This is a genomic window from Pseudomonas sp. LB3P14, assembly GCF_054898045.1.
Genome location: NZ_CM142714.1, coordinates 476,662 through 499,307, shown reverse-complemented (window position 1 = coordinate 499,307; position 22,646 = coordinate 476,662). Strand labels below are relative to the sequence as shown.

The following is a 22,646-nucleotide window of genomic DNA, read 5'->3' as shown; positions in this document are numbered from 1 at the left end:
GCGGTATGTCTTGCCGGTTTTGATTGCGCCCGAATCAAGCAGCAGAGAAGAAGTATCGCGTGAGGTGAAAGAAGATCGGCGCCGCGAAGCAAATCGAGTCCATCCGGTCGAGCATACCGCCGTGACCTTTGATCATGGTCCCCCAGTCCTTGGCGCTCAAACTGCGTTTGATCGCCGACATGACCAGACCACCCAGGAAACCCATCACCACGATGACGAACGACATCATCAGTGATTGCCAGAAACTGAAGGGGGTCATCCAGAACATGCACCCACCCATCAGCGTTGCAGACAGGCCTCCTCCCACCAGTCCCTCCACCGTTTTTGACGGACTCACCAGCGGCGCGACCTTGTGCTTGCCGAAGATCTTCCCAAACACGTACTGCAACACGTCACTCAGCTGAACGACGAACACCAGGTAGAACAGCAAAAGTGCGTTTTGGCCCGTGAATCCTTGCAGATCCAACAGCAAAAGCGCTGGCGCATGGCTGATGCAATAAATGCAGATCATCACGCCCCACTGGATCTTTGCCGTCCTTTCCAGGAAGGCGTCAGTGTCCTGGCTCAGCACCGCAATCGCCGGTAAAAGCAGGAATGAATACACCGGAATCAGGAGCGTGAACATCGAATACCAGTGAGTACCGATCAGAATGTATTGCAGCGGAATCAGGATGAAAAACGCCGAAAACAGCGCGTTATGGTCACCGAGCCTGGTCGGCGTCAGGGTGATGAACTCCCTGAGCGCAAACAGTGAGATGAAACCGAACAGGACGACCGTTGCATTGCCGCCAAGCAGGTAGGAAACAAAGAAGATGATGACCATCCCCCACCAGGCATTCACTCGCTGATTCAGGTTTTCGATGGTCGAGACAGCGCCTTCTGTTTTGGCCCGCATGGCCAGCAGTCGACCGGCGAGCGAAGCAATCGCCAGCAAGCAGGCCAATCCAAAAAAGAACCACAAAAACTTAGCTTCAAGACTCATTTCGACAGCCCCACAATGGCGTCACGCGCGCGCTCCAGGAACGCCTGTTTGTCCTCGCCAGCCATCCTTTCCATCGGGTTGCCGATACGGATCGTGCAGATGATAGGCAGAGGGACGTGTTTGCCTTTGGGCATGGAGCGATGAAGGTTTTCCAGGTAGATAGGCACCAGGTCGACATCGGGAAAAGTCTCGCTCAACCGGTAAAGACCTGATTTGAATTCCCCGGGCAGTGCCTCGGATGATCGAGTGCCTTCTGGAAAGAAGATGATCGAATGGCCAGCCTGAACCACCTCAAAAATGGGCTCCAGCGCGTTTTTACCGGGCGCCGGTTTACGGTCAATCAGCACGGCATTCAGCCCTTTCTGGGAGATGTACGACAGAAACCGGTTCTTTCCCCAGTAATCGGCAGCGGCAATCGGCTTCAGTAACTGCAGGTTGCAGTGCAGTGGCGAGTCGCGCCTTCCCCACCCAGCAATATAGAGACTTTGCTTCGGTTGGGTTTTTGGGTTGTTCATGAGCTGTCAGGAACCGTCAGCAATACCGAACGTGTCGATGCAGGCCTGCAGGGTCAGGGCATTGCCCAGTGCAAAACCGCTGGCGGTGTTATCGAAGATGCACCAGGTGGTAATCCCCGCCTGCGCCGCGTTTTGCACGTGCTGCGCCAACGCCTGCAATCGATCCGGCTCGTAGTTACTGTGATAGATGCGTGGAGAGCCATGCAGCCGCCAGTATTGGATTCCAGGCCAGCCTCCTGGTGTCCCCCCGCCTGTCATCGGCGACGGATCAGCCGCGACCCGCCCGACGCGCTGCTCGATTAACAAAGCGTCTGCGTTCAGCCAGGTTTCATGCCGAGGTTCAAGGACCAAAGCCCCTGCATAACGTTGCCGCAGCGCCAGGAAAAAGTCTGTGGCGATGCCTTCGTCGTAAGCCAGTGACGGCGGCAACTGAACCAGAAGACAACCCAACGAATCGCCAAGCGCCGTGCACTGGGAGAGAAACTCGTCCAGCAGCCGCTCACAACCCTGTAATCGCTGAACATGAGTGATGAGCTTGGGCACCTTGACCGAAAAGCGGAACGACTCCGGTACCGCCTGTGCCCAGCGTGAATACGTTTGCGGCCGATGCGGGCGATAAAACGAGCTGTTGATTTCTACCGCCGTCAGTTGCGACGCGTACCGCTGCAAATGCGTGCCGTGGGCAGGAAACATCGGCCAGTGCTCACGAGGCAGATTCCAGCCCGCACAACCGATGTAAAACAACGAACCCGGATTCGCCCCAGCCAAGTGTTTTCACCTTCATTTTTCGGAGCACCGTTTTTCGGAGCACTGTTCCGACCTCTAACTTCGAGACAAGCCCTCAACACAAGTTCGTTTTTTCCTCGGCTGCATGCTAGGTTGTACGATGACCGATGAGTGATGGGCTTCGCTCTCGTTCTGACTACCCACAACAACAAGGAAACACCCATGAAAAAAGTGAAATTGCTGATCGGATTTTTGTGCCTCTTCAGTGGCTACGTAGCCGCCGCGCCTGCTTCCGGGGACAAGGACGTTGCGCAAGCCGTAGACCATCTGACGCAAGCCATGTTGAACAAGAACATTGCCGAACTGAAAGCACTGACCGCCGAGAACCTGACCTACGGGCATTCCAGCGGGAAGATCCAGGACAAGAAAGAATTCATCGCCGATATCGAAACCGGCAAAAGCGCCTTCAAAACGCTAGAGATGCAGAACCAGACCATCACCGTGTCGGGTGACGTGGCGTTGGTCCGCCATCACTTCTCGGCACAAGCGCTCAAGGGCACCGAAGTGGTGCCAACCGAAATCGAGAACTTCCAGATTTGGCAAAAACAGAAAGGCCACTGGTTGCTGGTAGGTCGACAAGCGTTCAAGTTCTGATTTCTGCGTAACCAGGAGGACATCCACTAGCCAGGCTATGGGTGTCCCCTACTTTCTCCTTTTGCTCTTCGCTGTTCTGGCCTGATTCCAAGGGCGCATTTTCGGAGTGGGCGAAACCATTTGAGGTACATTGATACCTGATCCTTCAAACAAGACACCAGCCCTCAAACTCTCCTGGGATGACACCGTGAACGTCAATCAGAAGCTGCGGACTTTCGACTTGATTCTTGAAGCCGTGTTGCCGGAGTTCCGCGACCGGGTGGCCGAGTACCTGCAGCTCTACGAGCAAGCGCTACACGACGATAATGCCCACTCTGACGAGCGGCGTGCATCGGCAAATCAGCTCAGGGGTTATCTGCGGGGCCTCAACACGACCAGGGTGTTGGGCATGGCTGATTGGGAAGCGCTGGACCGCCGTGTTGCTGAATCGTGGTTATGATCGATGCGGCGAAGCTAAATTCACTGATGGGAGGGACCGTACTATGACGACGCGAACTGAAACTGCCATCCTGGCCGGTGGCTGCTTCTGGGGAATGCAGGATTTGCTAAGACGTTACCCCGGCGTGCTGTCCACACGGGTAGGCTATTCGGGCGGTGATGTGCCCAACGCAACTTATCGGAACCATGGCACGCACGCGGAAGCGATCGAGATCGTGTTCGATCCGGACCAGATCACCTATCGTCAGATCCTCGAGTTTTTCTTCCAGATCCACGACCCGACAACGAAGAATCGTCAGGGTAACGATGTGGGTATGAGCTACCGCTCGGCGCTCTTCTATCTCGACGACAAACAGAAACAGGTGGCCGAGGACACGGTGGCCGACGCTGATGCATCCGGCTTGTGGCCCGACAAGGTCGTCACTGAAATCCTGCCCGCAGGCCCATTCTGGGAAGCAGAGCCGGAACATCAGGACTACCTCGAACATTATCCCAACGGTTACACCTGCCATTTCATACGACCAGACTGGAAACTGCCCAAACGAGGGTGATGGTGCGGCAAATGGCAGGAAGAGTTGTATCGCTCTGTATTTTCGTCGGCGATCTTACACAGCGATACACAACCCCCGGATCAAGACACAAACGCAGTACATGAAGGTGAAAAAGTGGGTGGCGTCGCAAACCTGGCGTTCTCAGATGAACCCGGCGACATAAGGTTTAAGAGCCCAACACCCAAGCAGGAGCCACCCCATGATCAATGAAATCGACACCGTGCTTTATACCGGCAAGACCCACACGACCGGAGGCCGTAACGGCGAGTCGCGAAGCGACGATGCACGTTTGGACGTCAAGCTTTCCGCCCCGGGTTCGTCAGGGAGTGGCACTAATCCCGAACAGCTGCTGGCGGCAGGTTGGTCGGCTTGTTTTATCGGTGCAATGGGTAAGACGGCTGCCGCATTGAAGGTGACTCTGCCGACCGACGTCGCCGTCGATGCCGAAGTGGACCTGGGCAAGACCGAAGACGCCTTTTTCCTGCAGGCGCGCCTCAATGTAAGCCTTCCGGGCCTGGACCCTGCCGTCGCACGGGCGGTGGTGGATGGCGCACACCAGAGGTGCCCGTACTCCAAAGCGACCCGTGGCAACATCGACGTCACGATCAATCTGGTTTAACCAAAGTACCCCGTGCGGCCTGCCTTCCCGGCAGGCTGTGCTGGCAATGGCTGCAAGCCGCTCAATCGTCCTCATGCAACTTGATACCGCGGGCGTGAAGCAGATGCGGCACCACCAGCACCAGCAGCGTTAGCGCGAGGAAAGTGGCCGATATCGGTTGCGTGACAAACACCAGCCAGTCTCCCTCGCTGATGGACAAGGCGTTGCGCAGCTGCTTTTCAGCCATGGGCCCGAGCAGCATGCCGACGATCACGGGCGCGACGGGGAAATCGAAACGGCGCATCAATACCCCGCCCCAACCAATGGCCAACATCAGCAACAGGTCGAAGGAAGAGTGGCGCATGCCGTACACACCGATGGTGGCAAACACCAGAATGCCAGCGTTCAGGTACGGCCGGGGAATCTGCAGGAGCTTGACCCAAAGGCCCACCAACGGGAGGTTCAACACCAACAGGATCACGTTGCCGACATACAGCGAGGCCACCAGGGTCCAAACCAACTCCCCCGACGTCTGGAAGAGCATCGGGCCCGGTTGCAGGTTGTAGTTCTGGAACGCGGCCAACAGAATCGCCGCGGTGGCGGACGTCGGTATACCGAGCGTCAGCAGCGGTACCAAAGAACCCGTCGCGCTCGCGTTGTTGGCCGCCTCGGGACCGGCAACCCCCTCAATCGCGCCCTCGCCCTTGCTGCCTGCAAACTCTTTCGGGTATTTGCTCAGTTTGCGTTCCGCCGAATAGGACAGGAACGTCGGAATTTCAGCGCCACCGGCCGGAATCGAGCCGAATGGAAAACCGATCAACGTGCCCCGTAGCCAGGCGGGGACCGAGCGTTTCCAGTCAGAGCGCGACATCCACAACGACGTCAAGCGGTGCCGACCGGACGCTTCTTCCTTTTGATAAAGCAGGCTGTACAAGGCCTCGCCTACGGCAAACAACCCGACCGCCACGAGCACGACTTCGATGCCATCCACCAACTCCGGCACCCCCAAGGTGTAGCGGGCAATGCCCGAGGTCGAGTCCAGGCCGATCAAGCCGATGGTCAGCCCAATCCCGAGCGAGGCGAAACCGCGCAGCATTGAAGCACCGAGTACCGCAGACACCGTCGTGAAGGACAGCACCAGAATCGCGAAATATTCTGCCGGACCAAACTTGAGCGCCAGCGTGGCGACAAGGGGAGCAAACAGGGTCAGCAACACCGTCGCGATGGTGCCGGCCACAAATGAGCCTATCGCGGCCGTTGCCAATGCCGGCCCTGCCCGACCGTTTCGAGCCATGAGATTGCCTTCCAGGGCCGTGACCATGGAGGATGATTCCCCAGGTGTATTGAGCAGGATGGAAGTGGTCGAGCCGCCAAACTGCGCGCCGTAATAGATACCGGCGAACATGATCAAGGCGCCCGTAGGATCGACCTTGGCGGTAATCGGCAGCAGCAGCGCAACGGTCAGCGCCGGTCCAATACCCGGCAAGACACCAATGGCGGTGCCGAGCAAACAGCCGATAAAGCCCCACATCAAATTGATCGGTGTCAGCGCAGCGGAAAAACCAATGGCCAGGTTCGCGAGAGTTTCCACCTTGTTTACCTCCTTCGACCCGGGTCAGATCCAGGCGTTGACAAGGGGCGGCAGGGAAACCCCTAGCCCGGCGTTGAACAGCCAGTAAATCGGCAGGGTCAAGGCAATGCCGATGGCGAGGTCGCGCACCGGACGGCGACTGCCAAACCCCCGTGCCGAACAGGCAAACAGCAGCGCGGCCGCCAAGACGAACCCGATGAGGTTAATCAGCACGGCCACCCCCACAAGTCCTGCGGTCACCCAGGCTGCGCCGAGTTTGCCGCCGGGAAGCGCTTTGGCAGATTCGTCATCGTGGTCTGTCAACTCGCGAAAACCTCCGGTGACTGCCTGGTAACACAGCAACAGACCGACAGCGCCCAGGAACACTGCGACGGCGTACGGATAGACGTGGGCCCCCAGGATGACGAACCCCATCTCGGGAGGAAACCGAAACGCGCCGAACGCCAACACTGCGCTGATGGCTATCACTGCGGCGCCGATCGCCAGTTGTGTCGGCACTATTGCGCGAGGCTGGGTCATTTCGAAATCAGCCCGACTTCGACCAGCATCGCACGCAGCCGCACATGCTCTTCGTCGACGAATTTGCCGAACTCATCGCCGGTCAGGACGTTGGGTGACCATTTGTTGGTCTCGATATTTTCTTTCCAGACTTTGCTGTTGGCGGCGGCCACGACAGCGTCGGTCACTTCTTTGCGCTGCTCAGGTGTGAGATTTGCGGCACCGTAAACACCGCGCCAATTGCCGATGGTCACGTCGTAGCCTTTCTCCTTGAGGGTCGGCGCATCGATGCCTTCAATGCGCTCCGGCGCGCCGATGGCGAGTACACGGAACTGGCCGTTTCGGATGTATTGGCCCAACTCGGCATAACCACCGGTGATCACCTTGATCTGCCCGCCCAATGCCTGAGCAACGACTTCCCCCCCACCCGCGAAGGCGACGTAATTCACCTTGTTGACCGGAACACCCATTTTAGCGGCCAATTCAGCAATGCCGATGTGATCGATCGACCCCTTGGAGCCACCGCCCCAGGAAATACTGGTCGGCTTGTCTTTGAAGACTTTCAGCAAGTCCTCCAGGGTTTTGAATTCGGACTCCTTGCGGACGGCAATCACGTTGTATTCGGTAAACAGCCGGGCAATCGGCGTCACGTCCTTCAAGGTAATTTGCGGCTTGTTCTGTTCAATGGCAGCGACCATGATCGCGCCGACAACGAGCAGCGCATCCGGATCGCCCTTGGTGCTGTTGGCGAACTGCGCCAGCCCCAACGTCCCCCCTGCTCCGCCCTTGTTCTCGAAGGTAGTGGATTTGGCCACCTTGGCCTCGATCAAGGCTTTGCCCAGGACCCTGGCGGTCTGGTCATAACCGCCACCCACAGAACCTGGGGCCATGAACTTGACGGTGTCCAGCGCAAAGGCCGGTGTCGCGAGCGCGGCAGCGGTAATGGCCGTAGCGATGCAGCGGCTGAATCGACGGAACAAAACGGACATAAGTTGTCTCCCGATTGCATTGTTTTTATAGGTGCCGGGTGAACGTCGATCAGGAAGAAAACCCTGCTCAATGAACATTGGCCTGCGGATAAGCGTAGGCCATGGTCAGGGAGACGGCATTCAACGAATTCGCTATCGTCATTCGACTATAGAACCGGACCCGCTCGAACCAGGAAGGTGAATACATGGCCAACACTCATGCCGATGACCGCAGCAGCGCGTGGTCGGTGTTTCTCATCTTCCTGCGCCTTGGGCTGACCTCATTCGGCGGGCCCATTGCGCACCTGGGCTACTTCCGCGATGAGTTCGTCACACGACGGCGCTGGCTGACTGAGCGCAGTTATGCGGATTTGGTCGCGCTGTGCCAATTTCTGCCGGGTCCGGCAAGCAGTCAGGTCGGCATCGCGCTGGGCCTGTCTCGGGCGGGATACCGCGGGGCGCTGGCCGCCTGGGCTGGCTTCACGCGGCACTGGTTGCCCTGGTTGCACTGATGTTCTGGAAACTCCCACCGTGGCTGGTGGTTGTCGGTTGCGGGGTCGCGGGGGGGGGGCTGTTGAGTGTCATGTTGTGAGTAACGAGAGATAGCCGACAAGCAAGCTATTGATATTCAAACATCTACTTCTTCAGAAACATTTGCTCGGCGCTGTGCTGAAAAATGTCGGGCTATTCTAAAAACCCTCAGTGGTTAAAAGTACGTCAGGACTCACGTTGATCAATGATCTGCACCAGGAGACTTGTCATGAAAGGCATGCTCGGCAGCATTGGATTGTCACTCTTGCTGGCTGCAACGGCGGCGTTCGCGCATCACGGCTGGAGTGAATACGATTCCAGCAACACCTTGCAGCTGAACGGCACGATAGAAGAATCCGGTTACTCCCATCCGCACGGGTTCGTGCGCCTCAAAACGCAAGACAAAACCTGGAATGTCGTCCTGGCACCACCTTCGCGCATGGAGAACCGCGGCCTTTCCCGGGACATGCTGAGTGTGGGGAACACGGCCACCGTGATCGGCTATCAGAATCGCAACAAACCCGATGAAATGCGCGCCGAACGCATCACGGTCGGCGGCAAAACCACAGAGCTACGCTGATGCAGGCCATCAATACCAGCGCTGGTTCGGGTCCGGATAGCTGGCTGGACTGGGTGGGCGACTCGCAGCTCGGGGCGGCAATGCGCGGCGACTTGTGGCTGTATCCGATGGTTGAGGTGGTTCACATCATTGGATTTGCAGTGCTTGTCGGCTCTGTCGTGATGTTCGATCTGCGGGTGCTCGGGCTGTCGAAAGAGATTGCGGTGACGGCCCTGGCGCGCCACCTCCTGACCTGGTCCATCGCGGCCTTACTGTTGATCGTGCCCGCCGGGCTGATGATGTTTTCAGCCCATCCCCATGACTTCGCTTCCAACGGCGTTTTTATCTTGAAGCTTTGCCTGATCGCTACTGCGGGGGTCAACGCCGCTCTTTTCCACGTCGGGATATACCGCTCGGTCACCCAGTGGAACACGGGCGCTGCGGCGCCTGGAATCGCAAAAGCCCAGGCGCTGTTTTCGATTGCGTTATGGATCAGCGTCATTCTCTGCGGTCGACTGTTAGCGTACACCTGATCATCAGGTATTGGTTTTCAACTTGGTCCACAGGCGGGTAGTCAGCCGTGCAATGGCAGCGGGGAGTTCCTCGACGGTGAACAACTTGTCCAACACAGTTGTCGGCGGGTAAATCGCCAGGTCCTGCTTCACGGCCGGAACAACATACTGATCCGCCGCAAGGTTAGGGTTGGCGTAATGGATGCTGTTGCTGATGTTGGCAATGACTTGCGGCGTCAGCAGGTAGTTCATGTAGGCGTAGCCATTCTTCTCGTGTGGCGCGCTCTTTGGCATGACCACCATGTCGAACCACAGGGTGGAGCCTTCGTCAGGGATCGAATAGGCGATGTCGATACCGTTGTTGGCTTCCTTGGCGCTGGCCGCCGCTTGCACGACGTCGCCATTGAAACCAATCACCGCGCAGACATTGCCGTTCGCCAAATCGCTGATGTACTTGGAGGCGTGGAAATACTGAACGTAAGGTCTGATCTTGAGTAACGCCTGCTCAGCTTTCTTATAGTCAGCAGGCTCATGGCTGTGGGGAGGCAGTCCCAGGTAATTGAGGGTGATCGGCAGGATCTGCGTGGGGTTATCGATAATCGCTACCCCGCACTGGCTCAGCTTTTTCATGTTGTTTTCATCAAAAAACAGATCCCAGGAATGGGTGACATCGGTGTTGCCGAAGATCGCCTTGATCTTCTCGACGTTGTAGCCAATACCCGCGGTGCCCCACATGTACGGATAACCGTATTGGTTGCCCGGATCATTGACCTCGAGTTTTTTCATCAACGCCGGGTCAAGGTTTTTCCAGTTGGGCAGCTGGCTTTTGTCGAGCTTTTGAACCGCCCCGGCTTTTATCAATCGGGACAGAAAATGGTTCGAAGGGCTCACCACGTCATAGCCGGTATTGCCGGTCATCAGCTTGGATTCGAGCACTTCGTTGCTGTCATGAATGTCGTACGTTGCCTTGATCCCCGTTTCCTGGGTGAACGTGGTCAAGGTGTCGTCGGCGATATAGCCGTTCCAGTTCGAAATATTGACGACTTCGTCGGCGTAAGTGGCTGCCGAGAACATCGCCAGCACGACCATCAGGGAAATGTTATTGACGCGCATGTTCAATCACCGTGTGTTTGATGAGTTTTTATTTTTTTGATCGCCGGGTTTTCTAGATTTCTGTTTTGGCCCTGACCGCCTCCACGCGCATTCGAAGCATGGCACCGATATCGAGCAAGAGACGCGGCGGCAGCCAGCCCGGCTGAGCCCTGCGCATCACTGATTCGAGGATGGGCGAGCTGGCACCCGACGCCAGTTCGGCGAGCAAACGGCCCCAAAGGGTGCCGCGTGCAACGCCCGAACCATTGCAGCCGGCTACCGCAAACACACCTTCGTCGACCTTGGCAAAATACGGTTGCCCGGTTCGCGAAGCGCTCAAGTGTCCGGTCCAGGTGTATTGAATGTCCTGCTCGGTCAACCACGGGAAACGGCGTTGCAAGCCGAGCACATGGTGTTTGCGACGGTGCAGAAGCTCACTGTCGGATAAATCCCGAGAACGGTATTCCGCCGTGTTGCGGATCATCACGCGGCGATCCGGGGTCAATCGCACCGTGGCGCCCAGTGGCCGGGTGGACAGCACGCCCCAAGGCTCAACGGCGCCGATGGACTTGAACTCCGCGTTGCTGAGTGGTCGTGTGAGGCTGGCGCTGAGTTCCATCGGGAACGTCCCGCTGTCCTCTATCCCTGAGCGCGGGATGAACGCGTTCAGGCAAACCAGGACTTGCCTGGCCTCAATGCTTCCATCGATGCCATTGGCGCGAATACGCCCTTTACCCAAACGCTCCAGGCCGGTGATATCAGTGTTCTCAAACAGGGTCACCGTGTCCGGCAGCGTATCCAGCAGGCCCTTCACGTATTTCGCGGGTTGCAGCAGTGCGTTGCCATTGCCGCACCAGATCGCCGCCCGGTAATGCGCGGTGCCGAGTTTTTTGCTCAGCGGCTCACCTTCCAGAAAGTGCGCAGAGGCGCCGACAGCGCGTAGCGTTGCCAGTTTGGCCGCGACATCGGTCAACTTGCCAGGATCGTTGACGGCGAAGAAGTAGCCGGATTCCCTGAATTCGCACTCGATGCCGAGACGAGCGATGCGTCGGCGCACTTCGTCACTGGCGGCACGGGAAATCGAGGTATCGACTTCAAAACCGGCAAACCCCGGGTTGCCGATCAGTTCATCCTTGACCGGATGTTCGTGACCCACCACGAAGCCTGAATTGCGCGCCGAAGCCCCCTGTGCAGCCCGTTGTCTGTCGACAATCACGATCCGCGCCTGAGGGTGCATTTCAGCGAGCGTGTGAGCGGCGCACAGCCCGGTGATACCGGCACCGACAATCAGCCAATCGGCTTTTTGCGTGCCTTTGAGAGCATCGCGAGCGGGTGAACTCCCCGCCTGCGCAATCCAGCCACATACATTGGTCATGCATCACCTCATTCGACTGTCGTTCTACAAGCACCGCACATGACGTCATCGCATGAGTATTTCCGGCTGGCGCTGGCTAGAGCTAGAATCTATAAGGCCTGTAGTGATACAACCAACGTTATAAAATCATCGAGCTATTCAAAAAACGCATGGATAAAATTCACCACGTTCCCTCTCTCCAAGCCTTGCAGGCGCTGGTCGAGGTCGCAGGCTCGGGCAGCTTCACGCAAGCGGCGCAAAAGCTGTGCCTGACCCAAAGCGCAGTGAGCCGAAAAATCCAGCAACTGGAGAGCCACTTCGACCTGCCGATGTTCGTGAGGAATAGCCGCAGTGTTCGACTGACACCGGAAGGCGAACAGGTGCTTGGGGCCGCCCGAAGTATCCTGGCGCAACTGAAAGCACTTGAAGATCGGCTGGCACCGCAGAAACGCCCCTTTCGGATACGCATGCATGTGTCGCTGGCGGTTCGATGGTTGCTGCCAAAGTTGAGCGAGTTCTATCGAAGTCATCCGGAGGTTTCGCTGTCGATCGAAACCGTGGCCACGGAAGTGGTGGAGCCGGCCATCGACAGCGACGCCTACATCCTCTATCTGCCGGAGCCGTCCCGCGATCCTGACTGCCTGACCTTGTTCGAGGAAGCGCTGGTGCCGGTGTGCGCCCCTGGCCTCGGCAACACGACCCAGCCATTGGAGTCGGTGGCAGACCTCGTGCGTTTCCCGCTGCTGCACCGCTCGGCGGACAAGCATGACTGGGTCCAGTGGCTGTCAGCCAATGGCGGCAAGTCACTCGAGGACTACCGCCACATCCCCTTCAACCTCGACGAGTTGGCGCTCGATGCCGCGGCGCGAGGGCTGGGCGTCGCCATGACTGACCTGACCCTGGCAGGGGAATCAATCGAACGAGGCGTGCTCGTCGTTCCGTTCGGCGACCCCTTGAAGACCCGGGGCATTTACGCCTTGAACCTGCAACCTTCCGCCGCCTCTCATCCAGCCTGCTCGCTGATCACGCAATGGTTCGCACAACAGGCCGAACAGCAAGCAGGCGAAGTTTGACCCCTAGGGTTTGACCACTAGGTTCCGCGCCCCAACCCTTCTGTCGCATTGGCAAAAGCAGCGCTCGCCGCTTGAACCAGCTTGCGCCATTCAACGCTGTTGATGAGTCCGGTGCGCTCCATCTCATCGGCAGCCTTGAGCAGTTCGTCGTACTGCTCTTCAGCATCCATGCGGATTTCGGGCTCTTTCAGGAGCTGATACCAGGCCGCCAGGGCGTCCCTCTTTTGATCATCACTCATGCTCAAACTCCCAAAGACAGTCTTCGTTTAGAAGTTTTTCATGGGTAGCCGTTCCTCGCTCCCGACATACGGCAGTCATGCAAACAGGCAGGCGAGCCGTGCATTACAAACTTGTCATTGAGTTGTCAGCGTAGCCAGCACCCTCACTTCATACAGTGGCGTCGTCAGTCACCCACAGCGGGTGACACACCTCCCACTGATGATGACAAGGGTCGACACCATGAAAGCAATGAGCAAACTCTGCCTGATCGCCGCCAGCCTGTTAATGCTGAGCACCGGTTCCGCCATGGCCAGCAACATCGCGCCGGTCAAGGCCAACAACGTCGTGCTGGTGCACGGTTCCTGGGCCGATGGCTCCAGCTGGTCGGACGTGATCACCCGGTTGCAGGCCGCCGGTTTGCACGTCACGGCCGTGCAAAACCCGTTGACCTCGGTCGCCGACGACGTCGCCGCCACCCAACGCGTACTCGATCAACAAGACGGCCCGACCGTGCTGGTCGGCCACTCCTACGCCGGCACTGTGGTCAGTGAAGCCGGGGTCAATCCGAAAGTCAGCTCACTGGTTTACGTCGCGGCCCGGGCACCGGACGCAGGCGAGGACTTCGTTGCGCTGTCGGCCAAATACCCGACCATGCCCGTGCGCGCCGGCACCGAGGAACACGATGGTTTCATCAGCCTGAAGCAAGACGCCTTCCTCAAGTACTTCGCCAGTGACGTGCCCCACGACAAGGCGATGGAACTGTTCGCCGTCCAACAACCCATCGCCAAAACCCTGTTCACCGACCGCACCACCACCGCGGCCTGGCACACCAAGCCGTCCTGGTACGCGGTCTCCAGCCTCGACCAGACCATCAACCCGGACCTGGAACGCTTCCTCGCCAAGCGCATGGGCGCGACCACCGTCGAGCTGCCGTCGAGCCACCTGTCCCTGGTCTCCCACTCCAAGGAAATCGCTGACCTGATCCTCGAAGCCGCCGGTCGCCAACCGTAACGCCGACGCCGTTTCATTACAAAATTGTCATTCAACTGTGGGTCGGCTGTCCGGATCGCCTGGTTAACCTGAATTCACTGCCAGGCAACCCATCGGCAGCCCACCCGCCCCTGAATAGAGGGAATCATCATGAAAATGTTAATCCTCGGTTTTGCTGCTCTCCTCGCCACGGGTTTTGCGTTTGCCGATACCCAGACCACCGAACCTGTCATCCACGACAAGACCGGTTTCTTCGTCAACCTGGATATCGCCAAAGACCTGTCCAGCAATATCATCACGCAAGAATGCGGCATCGTCCCCGCGCAGCTCATTTATCTCGACCATCAGGGTCGCAAGCACGTGCTGGATTACCAGGTCCAGGGCATGGGTTGCATTGGTGATAATTGATCAGACGCCTGTACTCACAGAGGATCGGGCTACACTGGCGCCAAAGTCTCGCCCCTGTAGCCCGCCTCCGTACCCCGAATCCCGAATCCCGAATCCCGAATGTTGCTGACACCTGAACCTGGCAGATCCCCATGAACATCCTCGTAGTCGAAGACGAACCCAAAGCAGGCAATTACCTGCTCAACGGCCTGCAGGAACTCGGGTACTCCGTCAGCCTGGCGCGCGATGGCGTCGATGGCTTGCACCTGGCCCTGGAGAACGATTTCGACGTCATTGTGCTGGACGTCATGATGCCGAAAATGGATGGCTGGGAAGTCCTGCGCCGCTTGCGCAAGGAAGCCGACACCCCGGTGCTGTTTCTCACGGCCCGCGATGACATCGCCGACCGCATCAAGGGCCTGGAACTGGGCGCCGACGATTACCTGATCAAACCGTTTTCCTTCGCCGAACTGGTGGCACGCCTGCGCACCCTGACCCGTCGCGGTCCCACCCGCGAAGAAGAACAACTGCAAGTCGACGACCTGCAAATCGACGTACTCAAACGCCGTATCACCCGCGCCGGCGTGCGGATCACCCTGACCAACAAAGAGTTCGCCCTCCTCCACCTGTTCGCTACTCACCAAGGCCAGGTCTTGTCGCGCTCGATGATCGCGTCGCGAGTCTGGGACATGAATTTCGACAGTGACACCAACGTCGTGGATGTCGCGGTGCGGCGGTTACGCCTGAAAATCGACGACCCTTTCCAACTCAAATTGATTCACAGCGTGCGCGGTATCGGCTACCGCTTCGATACGCAACCATGACCTCCCGCCTTCGCCACTCATTAACCCTGCGCCTGGCACTGGTATTTGCCTTGCTGGCCTTTGTTTCGCTGACCCTCCTGGGCGTGGCGCTGTCCCGGGACCTGGAACGCGAGCTGATCCGTCGCGACGACGCCGCGCTGGTCAACCGCATTGATCAACTGCGCACCTTCCTCAACGACAGCAACACCCTGGACCTGATCAAGACCAAACCGGCGCTGTTCCAGAACATGCTCGGCAACCGCGAGGCCTTGCTGACCATCGGCGCCCCCGGACAAAAACCCTTGTTGGTGGTCAACCCGGGGAACCTCGCCGTGCCGTCGCTATCGCCGGTGGCCATGGACCATCCGTTGACGCTGGCCGACGTGCAGCATTACCCGAGTGTGGATGGCGTGCCGTTCGCGGCGTTGGCGGCGACTATCGACTCCGGCGATCTGGGTAGCCTGCAAGTGGTCACCGGGCGCCTGATGACCGAGCGCACCGCCGTCCTCGCCAGCTACCGCCTCAACGTGTACCTCTTCGCCAGCGTGGCGGCGATTTTGCTGGCGCTGTCCGGCTATCTGCTGGTTCATCGCGGGCTCCTGCCCGTGCGACGCCTTGCCCGACACGCCCAAGGCATCGGCGTCGGCAATCTCACCGAGCGTCTCGACAGCCAGGGCGCACCACGGGAACTGCTGCCGATGATCGAGGCGTTCAATGCGATGCTCGATCGCCTGGGCAAGGGCTTCGTGCAACTGGGTCAGGTGTCGACCGACATGGCCCATGAACTGCGCACGCCGATCAACAACCTGCTCGGCGAAACCCAGGTCGCCCTGCAACAGAACCGCAGCATCGAAGCCTATCAGCAATTGCTCGCCTCCAATGTCGAGGAGTTGGAGCGCCTGGCCCGGATGCTCGACAACATGTTGTTTCTGGCCCGCACCGACCCGTCCAGTGCCTTGCGCCAACGCCAAGAACTGGATGCGGCCGACGAAATGGAACGTATGGCCGACTATTTCGAAGGTCCGGCGGCGGATGTCGGGATCAGCATTGATGCTCAGGGCAGTGGAGTCATTTGGGCCGAACCGATGTTGCTGCGCCGGGCCTTGGCCAACCTTTGCGCCAACGCCATCAAATACGGGGCGCCCCACTCCGAGCTATTCATCCGCGCCACACCCTCGGCCGATGGCATCCGCCTGCAGGTGCGCAATCACGGCCAGACCATCCCGGCGGAACATCTTCCCAGGCTGTTCGAGCGCTTCTACCGCGTTGACGAATCCCGCGAACGCTCGGCCCACTCCAATGGCCTGGGCCTGTCGATCGTGGCGACAATCATGCAACTGCACAACGGGGCTTACAGCGTCAGCAGTGCTGACGGCATCACGTGCTTCGAGCTGTTTTTTCCGGCGCGGCAACAGGACGAATAATGTCCCGGCACCTACTGATCGTTCCCACGCTCCGCGTGGGAATGCCGCCGGGGACGCTCCGCGTCCCGCTATCGCCGCAAGGCTTGAGTCCTGCGCATGGGTGACGCAGAGCGTCACGGGATGCATTCCCACGCAGAGCGTGGGAACGATCAGAGCGCTCCGGTTTTTTTACCTTTTCTGCGCTTTCGATCTGTTCAAGTGGATCTAATATCTACTTCAATTGAAATGGCAAAAAACACCAGCGCCCTTGAGCAGTTTCGGCATAGGCCAATAACGTTGCCGACTCTAGACTCGCCCCCAATAAAAATACTGAAACGCAATCGAATCCAGGGGAACACGCATGAACCCATCCGACATTTTTGTTATCAGCGCCGTCCGCTCGGCCATCGGCAGCTTTGGCGGTTCGCTCAAAGATGTGCCGCCCATTCAATTGGCGACTGACGTTTGCCGTGCCGCCATTGAACGTTCAGGGCTGGCACCTGAACACATCGGTCACGCGGTGATGGGTCATGTGATCCCGACGGAAGCACGTGACGCCTACATCTCTCGTGCCGTGGCGATGAATGCCGGCCTGCCGAAAGAGACGCCCGCCTTCAACGTCAACCGCCTCTGCGGTTCGGGTCTGCAGGCGATTGTCAGCGCCGCGCAAAGTTTGATGTTGGGGGATGCCGGCGCTGCGCTGGCGGGCGGCGTCGAATCCATGAGCCGCGGGGCCTATATCTTGCCGCAGGCGCGCTGGGGCGCACGCATGGGTGATATGCAAGCCATCGACTACGTGCTCGGCGCTCTGCAAGACCCGTTTGGCGGTTTCCACATGGGCATTACTGCGGAAAACATCGCCGAGCGCTATGGCATCACTCGTCAGGCTCAGGATGAGTTGGCGCTGCTCAGCCAGCAACGGGCGGCCCGGGCGATTGCCGAAGGCCGATTCACTGACCAGATCGTGCCGATCGAAGTGGCGTCCCGCAAAGGTACGGTGACGTTTGCCACGGACGAGCATGTCCGCGCCGACGTCAATGCCGAGCAATTGGGCAAGATGAAACCGGCTTTCAAAAAAGACGGCAGCGTCACCGCCGGCAACGCGTCCGGTCTCAATGATGGTGCCGGAGCACTGATCATGGCCACAGGTCAAATGGTTCGCGACCAAGGCCTCAAGCCCATCGCCCGACTGGTCGGTTACGCCCACGCCGGTGTTGAGCCGGAACTGATGGGACTGGGCCCGATTCCGGCCACCCGGCTGGTACTTAAACGCGCGGGTCTGACGGTTGCCGACCTGGATGTCATCGAGTCCAACGAAGCATTCGCTGCCCAGGCGTGTGCCGTGGCGCAGGAACTGGGCTTCGACCCGGAGAAGGTCAATCCCAATGGTTCGGGGATTTCGCTGGGGCATCCGGTGGGTGCTACCGGCGCGATTATCGCCACCAAGGCCATTCATGAGCTGCACCGTGTTCAGGGCCGTTATGCCCTGGCGACCATGTGCATCGGCGGCGGCCAGGGCATCGCCGTGTTGTTCGAACGCGTCTGATCGGCCAAAACGCTGACGGCGCCCATTGCGGGCGCCGTTTCGTTTCACCGCGATGGAATCAGTGTGCATGCACACCGATTTCAGCTCGGTATAAGCCTCAATGACCGCACTCCCACGGGCCGTGGCTACTCGGTTAGTTCGATGTTATCCAGCGTCCGGTTCACCGCCAGCTCCGCCAGCATGATGATTTGCGCAATACCCAACAGGGTATTGCGACTCGGCCCCTCCGTATGATCCATCAGCCTCTCTCCGAACAATCCCGACGACTGACAGAGCACTGACGGTAGACGCCGCGGTGGGCCTTGCCATTGTCTTTTCAAGCGTTAGCGACGGTCTTGAACCCAGGCGTCAAGCCCCATCAGCTTGATGTTGCGCAGAAGGTTGAATGAAACCGTTTCGATTCAGTGAATGATTGTGCAGTGGTGCTAAAGTGATAGCACGCGTCACATGTTCTCCCAAGTCTGCTAATTTCGATGGTGAGGGGCTTATCACAAGTATGAGTAGCTTGCCGGTGACGCTAACGGTATCAAGCGTGGGCAATTTGAACTGATTCTCGTCATCATTGAGTGCGAGGGAAAGCAAATGAGGTCTGAAAATGATTTTTGAGCCCAACAGTACCCGTTCCGTACTCCAGCGAAGAAGCAGTACCAGTATCGTCATTCAGGCAGGTCTCGATTGCGTTGCGGTGACCGGTGTCGCGTGGTTTTTGATCAATTATCATATCGGCTTTATCACGCAGGACTACGTCATCCTGCTCCTGTTGCTGCTTGGGGCGTTGGCCGTCGTGTACGACCACTACGCTATTTACCGCAGTAATGTCGGATTTACCGTCAAGGCTTTCAAGCTTTTAAAGGCGTGGACTGCGACCTTTGGTTTTCTCGTTGCCATGGCCTTTCTTACTAAACAAAGCGAACACTACTCGCGTTTGTTGGTTGGGGAGTTATTTGTTATTGGATATTTTGCTCAGCTGCTTTTGCACTTGGCAACACGCGAAATGCAGAAGAAGTTTTTGGCCCACCCGACGCAATTGGAAAATTCGCTCATCATTGGCTCGGGCGAGCTGGCCAACTATCTTCACAAGAAAATAAGCAATAATCCCTGGCTAGGCGAACGTATCGTCGGGTGTGTATTGATTGGCGCGGACGATGATCGAGGAAAGGAAGTTGTGGAAGGCGCGCAACGTCTGGCGATACTGGGTGATATCTCCGACCTTGATGAGTTAGTCATCAAACACGCCATTCGTACCGTCTATTTTGTGACCCCTCTGGGTGGTTCAGAGGTTATCCAGGATGTTTATTTAAGGCTGTTCGATAAACACATCTCTGTTAACTGGGTGCCTGACATTTTCTCGTTGCGCCTGATCAACCACAGTGTTCGCGAAATTGCCGGCATTCCCGTGCTGACCTTGTCTGAAACTCCGCTGATGGGGATGCGTCTGTTTCTGAAGAATCTTGAGGACAAAGTCCTGGCCTTTCTCATTTTGGTTCTGGCGACGCCATTCCTGCTAGCAGTCACCATTGCCATCAAACTCGATAGCCCCGGGCCCGTGTTCTTTCGTCAGCAGCGCATGGGGTGGAGTGGGGAAGCTTTTCGGATCTGGAAGTTTAGAAGCATGGTCGTCCAACAGCCGGAAGACGGCACCGTCAAGCAGGCGCAAAAGAATGATCCGCGCGTGACCAGGGTGGGAGCCTTTATTCGGCGAACCAGCCTGGATGAACTACCGCAGTTATTCAACGTTTTGATGGGGGAAATGTCTCTGGTGGGGCCTCGCCCGCACGCTATTCAACACGATGTGCAGTACTCGCCCGACGTCTCGGGCTACTTTGCGCGTCACAACATTAAACCCGGCATCACCGGCCTGGCTCAGGTACGTGGCTATCGTGGTGAAACGAGGGATATAGAGCAGATGATCCGGCGTGTTGACTCGGACATTGAATACATCAACAACTGGTCGCTGTGGCTCGATTTCGTCATTCTTGTACGGACTGTGTTTGCCTTCTCCGGCAAGCATGCTTACTAGCCCGACATTCCCCAGAACACCGGGGTGACATGCTGTCCCGGAATGAATTCAATAGCTGTCATGACGGAAATAGATCTAGCGTACGCTCAACCTCATCGGGATCGACACTAAAGCCATTGCCCTCTTGCGTACCGACCACAAAACCAAAATTTTGGTGATCGCGATCCGTTAGATACTTGAAAAAACAGAGGAAACGATTAGGGGGCTGCAACACCAGCAGTGAACCACCTGGCTGGAGCACATTAACGCCGTGTATAAGATGACTCCCCTCAATCCCTACCACGGTTCTTGCCCCGGCACAGGCCGCCACGATAGTCGGAACATCGGATTTCGCAGGATCGATAATGCGAAAACCTCTGCGGTCACGAAGACGTTCTGCAAGTTCCATTTCATTGCGTAATAATCGTAACTCACCTGTACCACCTCGCAGAATGAACACGCCTGGGTGATCGCAAACTTTTACATGTGAGAGCAACTTTTCACCCATCGCACGAAAACGCAGGTGCTTATGTCGATTTTGACTTAGATCGTCAAAGATCACGAGTTCACGAAAAAATGCATCACGTAAACGAACCGGCGTCATACCAAGCCAGTCCTCATAGGCGGGGGCGTGAAGTATGCCGGTCGTGACGGTGGACACAAGGTTGGCAGCCAGTGCCGTCGTCACCGGAACGCCTTCGTTGCAGGCTATTGGATAGGTTATACAATCATCCATTAACCACGAGCCAAACCATTTATTCCCTCCCGCCGTACAATACATCGCACCGCGATCAATTTCGTTTTCTACGCGAATCTTTGGTAACCATCCAGATCTAGGCGACAACGAAGCTTTGGCATTACCTTTGTAAAGAGCGCTATCAATTAACCAGACATCTTTAAGCAGGTAGCCCCGTGTTGGTCCATGTTCAACACTGCCGACTCCTTCCATTGTGCGACGGGGGTGCTCGTAAGGATAAAAAAGCTCCCCTGCCCATCCCGTTACACGTTCGAGCTGATTGGGAAGGAAAAAAGCGGGCGGAGCGATGGAGATTTCGCTTGGAGCAATTTCCCAGGTTTTCACGGCTAGGCTTTGCAGCGTTAACGACGGTTTCCGTATCAGTCGTGTTTTAAGAATGTGTTTATACGCAGCAAGGCTCCACTTTGATTGGCCGCCACTCGTCAATGCATTAAATTCCGACACATGCACCTCCATCGTAATGTGGTTACACAGAAACAGCGTTCTCGGCCAAACACGTAAACCGTACTTCTTTAAATCAGCAACCTATTCAGGTGGATACAATAGTTTCCAGGACAGGGGGTAATGTCAGATGAGCGTAGCGGCTGCGCAAGGTGTCGAGAAGCACCTCTTCCGGTTTTCTGGAACAATGAAGATATATTTTGAATAGTCCACCAAAACCCATTTCACGATATCGACCCGCGACCTCCTCATCACTCGGCCCGTCCGGCAACCCAAGATGAAGTGTCAGCTTTTTGCCTTCGACAGCAAATAGAGGTGTCTCCCAAAGAAATTGCGCTGCGCCCACCTTAGGCAATCGAACAAATAAATAGCCGTAGTTTCCAAGTGTATCGACATCTCCGCCACGCCGTCTTTTCCACTCGAGAAGTCCATCGTCCGGGCGTGCCAGGCAAGTTCCGATATCATAATAGTCAAAACCATTTTCTATCGCCCACTCAAGTGCCATGAACGTGGTAATTGAGTTAACTTCACGTAACTTCTTAGCATCTGAAAATACAACATCGGGATAGCCGAAACGGACCGTGCTCCAGTAGCGTTTTCCTGCCCGGGTAATGACGCACCCAAGATGACATGCAACAATTTCATCCTCCAGCAGTACTAGATCGAGCCGCCCGACGTTTTTTGCCACCCTTTGAACTTCATGCGATTCAATTTGAGAGGCCGCTGCTCCATGCCTTGCGCTGGCATAGGGCTTAAGCATTTCCCGATCTGCGATTTCAATCTCGTCATCGTTCAAGGCCTGTTTCATACGATAGCGCAGCCTATTCTTGCGCAGATTTCGACGTAACTCGGTATTGTATCTGGCCGTAATATCCTCAATTGACCTGCTCAGAGGAACAACAGCACTCAAATATTGAGGCACATACAATGCACCCAAGGTCGGCATTTCACTGACCCACACTGTCCGGTCTGACTTATCCAACTTCAACTGGCTATCAACCGCTTTAGATTCAGCGCCCAGTAGCACCTTCACAAATTCCCGCTGTGTTTTCCTGCCCACATAGAGAATGTCATAGGTACTGTCTTCCTGCAGTCTGAATCTGGCAATCTCCCAGCGCCAAAAACATGCCCTTCCCAATATATCTCGCAGCCAGGCGATCGCTTTCCTTAGCTCAAATCGCATTGAAGGAGATATTAACTTACGTATTAATGCTGCTATGTATTTTTTCATTTGGTTATTAGCACAATTCAAGGAAGGGCCATTTGAGTTTACAAATCAATAACCTAACTACTCGAAATGAGCGCTCGACAGCTGAGTACATTTTCAGATTGTTCGACACCATTTTGTTGACGCCAATCTTGATGAAGAAAACAACCCCGAACACACCCGTCAAGTCGATAATTCCAACCTGAGTAAAGGTGCTACACCGAAGTTTTGCAAGATATTTCAGCCGTGTTT

24 protein-coding genes and 2 pseudogenes are annotated in these 22,646 nt (G+C 56.8%); 14 read left to right on the top strand and 12 right to left on the bottom strand.

From position 1 onward, the window contains the following. Positions 1 to 34 precede the first annotated feature (34 nt). The 3 genes from ACYZT5_RS02395 to ACYZT5_RS02385 are packed head-to-tail and all read right to left on the bottom strand — an operon-like array spanning position 35 to position 2,190. The gene (locus ACYZT5_RS02395; protein ID WP_462049623.1) at positions 35 to 982 is read right to left on the bottom strand and encodes a phosphatidate cytidylyltransferase; all 948 of its coding nucleotides are present in this window, start codon (positions 980 to 982) and stop codon (positions 35 to 37) included. Then, positions 979 to 1,497: a lysophospholipid acyltransferase family protein gene (locus ACYZT5_RS02390; RefSeq protein WP_462049622.1), complete on the bottom strand. Its 519-nt coding sequence runs from the start codon at positions 1,495 to 1,497 to the stop codon at positions 979 to 981. Before ACYZT5_RS02390 ends, ACYZT5_RS02395 begins: the two co-directional genes overlap by 4 nt. 6 nt (positions 1,498 to 1,503) lie before the next feature. Beyond that, a complete protein-coding gene (locus ACYZT5_RS02385) occupies positions 1,504 to 2,190 on the bottom strand; it encodes a DUF72 domain-containing protein (RefSeq protein ID WP_462052171.1) in 687 nt (228 codons plus the stop codon). A gap of 255 nt (positions 2,191 to 2,445) precedes the next feature. On the opposite strand from ACYZT5_RS02385, the gene ACYZT5_RS02380 reads away from it, so the two are divergent. The 4 genes from ACYZT5_RS02380 (at position 2,446) to ACYZT5_RS02365 (ending at position 4,485) form a co-directional block, all read left to right on the top strand. Beyond that, positions 2,446 to 2,877, top strand: coding sequence for a nuclear transport factor 2 family protein (locus tag ACYZT5_RS02380; protein ID WP_462049621.1), 432 nt, complete (start codon positions 2,446 to 2,448; stop codon positions 2,875 to 2,877). Between the two features lie 187 nt (positions 2,878 to 3,064). After that, on the top strand, positions 3,065 to 3,316 hold the full coding sequence (locus ACYZT5_RS02375; RefSeq protein WP_462049620.1) for a hypothetical protein: 252 nt from the start codon (positions 3,065 to 3,067) through the stop codon (positions 3,314 to 3,316). A 43-nt stretch (positions 3,317 to 3,359) separates the two neighbouring features. Beyond that, complete coding sequence (gene msrA, locus ACYZT5_RS02370; protein WP_462049619.1) at positions 3,360 to 3,866, top strand: peptide-methionine (S)-S-oxide reductase MsrA; 507 nt, start codon at positions 3,360 to 3,362, stop codon at positions 3,864 to 3,866. A gap of 199 nt (positions 3,867 to 4,065) precedes the next feature. Then, positions 4,066 to 4,485, top strand: coding sequence for an organic hydroperoxide resistance protein (locus ACYZT5_RS02365; protein WP_462049618.1), 420 nt, complete (start codon positions 4,066 to 4,068; stop codon positions 4,483 to 4,485). A gap of 61 nt (positions 4,486 to 4,546) precedes the next feature. On the opposite strand, the gene ACYZT5_RS02360 is transcribed toward ACYZT5_RS02365, so the two are convergent. Genes ACYZT5_RS02360 through ACYZT5_RS02350 form a run of 3 tightly spaced genes read right to left on the bottom strand, consistent with a single transcriptional unit; the run spans position 4,547 to position 7,542 of the window. Further along, complete coding sequence (locus ACYZT5_RS02360) at positions 4,547 to 6,055, bottom strand: tripartite tricarboxylate transporter permease (RefSeq protein ID WP_462049617.1); 1,509 nt, start codon at positions 6,053 to 6,055, stop codon at positions 4,547 to 4,549. Between the two features lie 24 nt (positions 6,056 to 6,079). Beyond that, a complete protein-coding gene (locus ACYZT5_RS02355) occupies positions 6,080 to 6,574 on the bottom strand; it encodes a tripartite tricarboxylate transporter TctB family protein (RefSeq protein ID WP_462049616.1) in 495 nt (164 codons plus the stop codon). Beyond that, positions 6,571 to 7,542: a tripartite tricarboxylate transporter substrate binding protein gene (locus ACYZT5_RS02350; protein WP_462049615.1), complete on the bottom strand. Its 972-nt coding sequence runs from the start codon at positions 7,540 to 7,542 to the stop codon at positions 6,571 to 6,573. Before ACYZT5_RS02350 ends, ACYZT5_RS02355 begins: the two co-directional genes overlap by 4 nt. A 185-nt stretch (positions 7,543 to 7,727) precedes the next feature. On the opposite strand from ACYZT5_RS02350, the pseudogene ACYZT5_RS02345 reads away from it, so the two are divergent. The 3 genes and pseudogenes from ACYZT5_RS02345 to ACYZT5_RS02335 all read left to right on the top strand — a co-directional run. Further along, positions 7,728 to 8,006, top strand: a pseudogene (locus ACYZT5_RS02345) (chromate transporter); the annotation flags it as partial. 275 nt (positions 8,007 to 8,281) lie between these two features. Next, positions 8,282 to 8,632 carry a DUF6152 family protein gene (locus ACYZT5_RS02340; RefSeq protein WP_462049614.1) on the top strand — a complete coding sequence of 117 codons (351 nt, stop codon included), beginning with the start codon at positions 8,282 to 8,284 and terminating at the stop codon, positions 8,630 to 8,632. After that, a complete protein-coding gene (locus tag ACYZT5_RS02335) occupies positions 8,632 to 9,144 on the top strand; it encodes a DUF6644 family protein (RefSeq protein WP_462049613.1) in 513 nt (170 codons plus the stop codon). Before ACYZT5_RS02340 ends, ACYZT5_RS02335 begins: the two co-directional genes overlap by 1 nt. Before the next feature lie 3 nt (positions 9,145 to 9,147). On the opposite strand, the gene ACYZT5_RS02330 is transcribed toward ACYZT5_RS02335, so the two are convergent. Continuing rightward, positions 9,148 to 10,236 carry a polyamine ABC transporter substrate-binding protein gene (locus ACYZT5_RS02330; protein WP_462049612.1) on the bottom strand — a complete coding sequence of 363 codons (1,089 nt, stop codon included), beginning with the start codon at positions 10,234 to 10,236 and terminating at the stop codon, positions 9,148 to 9,150. Positions 10,237 to 10,288: 52 nt separating this feature from the next. Beyond that, complete coding sequence (locus ACYZT5_RS02325; protein ID WP_462049611.1) at positions 10,289 to 11,590, bottom strand: NAD(P)/FAD-dependent oxidoreductase; 1,302 nt, start codon at positions 11,588 to 11,590, stop codon at positions 10,289 to 10,291. Positions 11,591 to 11,739: 149 nt separating this feature from the next. Between ACYZT5_RS02325 and ACYZT5_RS02320 the strand changes: the two genes are divergently transcribed. Next, positions 11,740 to 12,642 (top strand): LysR substrate-binding domain-containing protein, encoded by a 903-nt coding sequence (locus ACYZT5_RS02320; RefSeq protein WP_462049610.1) that lies wholly within the window; start codon positions 11,740 to 11,742, stop codon positions 12,640 to 12,642. Between the two features lie 17 nt (positions 12,643 to 12,659). On the opposite strand, the gene ACYZT5_RS02315 is transcribed toward ACYZT5_RS02320, so the two are convergent. Next, entirely contained in the window at positions 12,660 to 12,881 is a 222-nt protein-coding gene (locus tag ACYZT5_RS02315) for a hypothetical protein (RefSeq protein WP_462049609.1), read from the bottom strand. 220 nt (positions 12,882 to 13,101) lie between these two features. Here ACYZT5_RS02315 and ACYZT5_RS02310 point away from each other — a divergent pair, with 220 nt between their 5' ends. From ACYZT5_RS02310 to ACYZT5_RS02290, 5 genes are all read left to right on the top strand, one after another. Further along, a complete protein-coding gene (locus ACYZT5_RS02310; protein ID WP_462049608.1) occupies positions 13,102 to 13,872 on the top strand; it encodes an alpha/beta hydrolase in 771 nt (256 codons plus the stop codon). Between the two features lie 129 nt (positions 13,873 to 14,001). Beyond that, entirely contained in the window at positions 14,002 to 14,259 is a 258-nt protein-coding gene (locus ACYZT5_RS02305) for a DUF2790 domain-containing protein (RefSeq protein WP_462049607.1), read from the top strand. A 131-nt stretch (positions 14,260 to 14,390) separates the two neighbouring features. Next, on the top strand, positions 14,391 to 15,062 hold the full coding sequence (locus ACYZT5_RS02300) for a heavy metal response regulator transcription factor (protein WP_462049606.1): 672 nt from the start codon (positions 14,391 to 14,393) through the stop codon (positions 15,060 to 15,062). Further along, positions 15,059 to 16,465, top strand: a complete 1,407-nt coding sequence (locus tag ACYZT5_RS02295; RefSeq protein ID WP_462049605.1) for a heavy metal sensor histidine kinase — start codon at positions 15,059 to 15,061, stop codon at positions 16,463 to 16,465. The genes ACYZT5_RS02300 and ACYZT5_RS02295 overlap by 4 nt, the downstream gene beginning before the upstream one ends. A 340-nt stretch (positions 16,466 to 16,805) precedes the next feature. Further along, positions 16,806 to 17,990, top strand: a complete 1,185-nt coding sequence (locus ACYZT5_RS02290; RefSeq protein ID WP_462049604.1) for an acetyl-CoA C-acyltransferase family protein — start codon at positions 16,806 to 16,808, stop codon at positions 17,988 to 17,990. A 125-nt stretch (positions 17,991 to 18,115) separates the two neighbouring features. Here the strand turns inward: ACYZT5_RS02290 and ACYZT5_RS02285 are convergent. Then, positions 18,116 to 18,232, bottom strand: a pseudogene (locus ACYZT5_RS02285) (DUF6124 family protein); the annotation flags it as partial. A gap of 353 nt (positions 18,233 to 18,585) precedes the next feature. Between ACYZT5_RS02285 and ACYZT5_RS02280 the strand changes: the two are divergent. Beyond that, positions 18,586 to 20,010: an undecaprenyl-phosphate glucose phosphotransferase gene (locus ACYZT5_RS02280; RefSeq protein ID WP_462049603.1), complete on the top strand. Its 1,425-nt coding sequence runs from the start codon at positions 18,586 to 18,588 to the stop codon at positions 20,008 to 20,010. Positions 20,011 to 20,068: 58 nt separating this feature from the next. Here the strand turns inward: ACYZT5_RS02280 and ACYZT5_RS02275 are convergent, their stop codons facing one another. Further along, positions 20,069 to 21,190, bottom strand: coding sequence for a glycosyltransferase 61 family protein (locus tag ACYZT5_RS02275; RefSeq protein WP_462049602.1), 1,122 nt, complete (start codon positions 21,188 to 21,190; stop codon positions 20,069 to 20,071). Between the two features lie 85 nt (positions 21,191 to 21,275). Beyond that, entirely contained in the window at positions 21,276 to 22,418 is a 1,143-nt protein-coding gene (locus ACYZT5_RS02270; RefSeq protein WP_462049601.1) for a hypothetical protein, read from the bottom strand. Between the last annotated feature and the right edge of the window lie 228 nt (positions 22,419 to 22,646).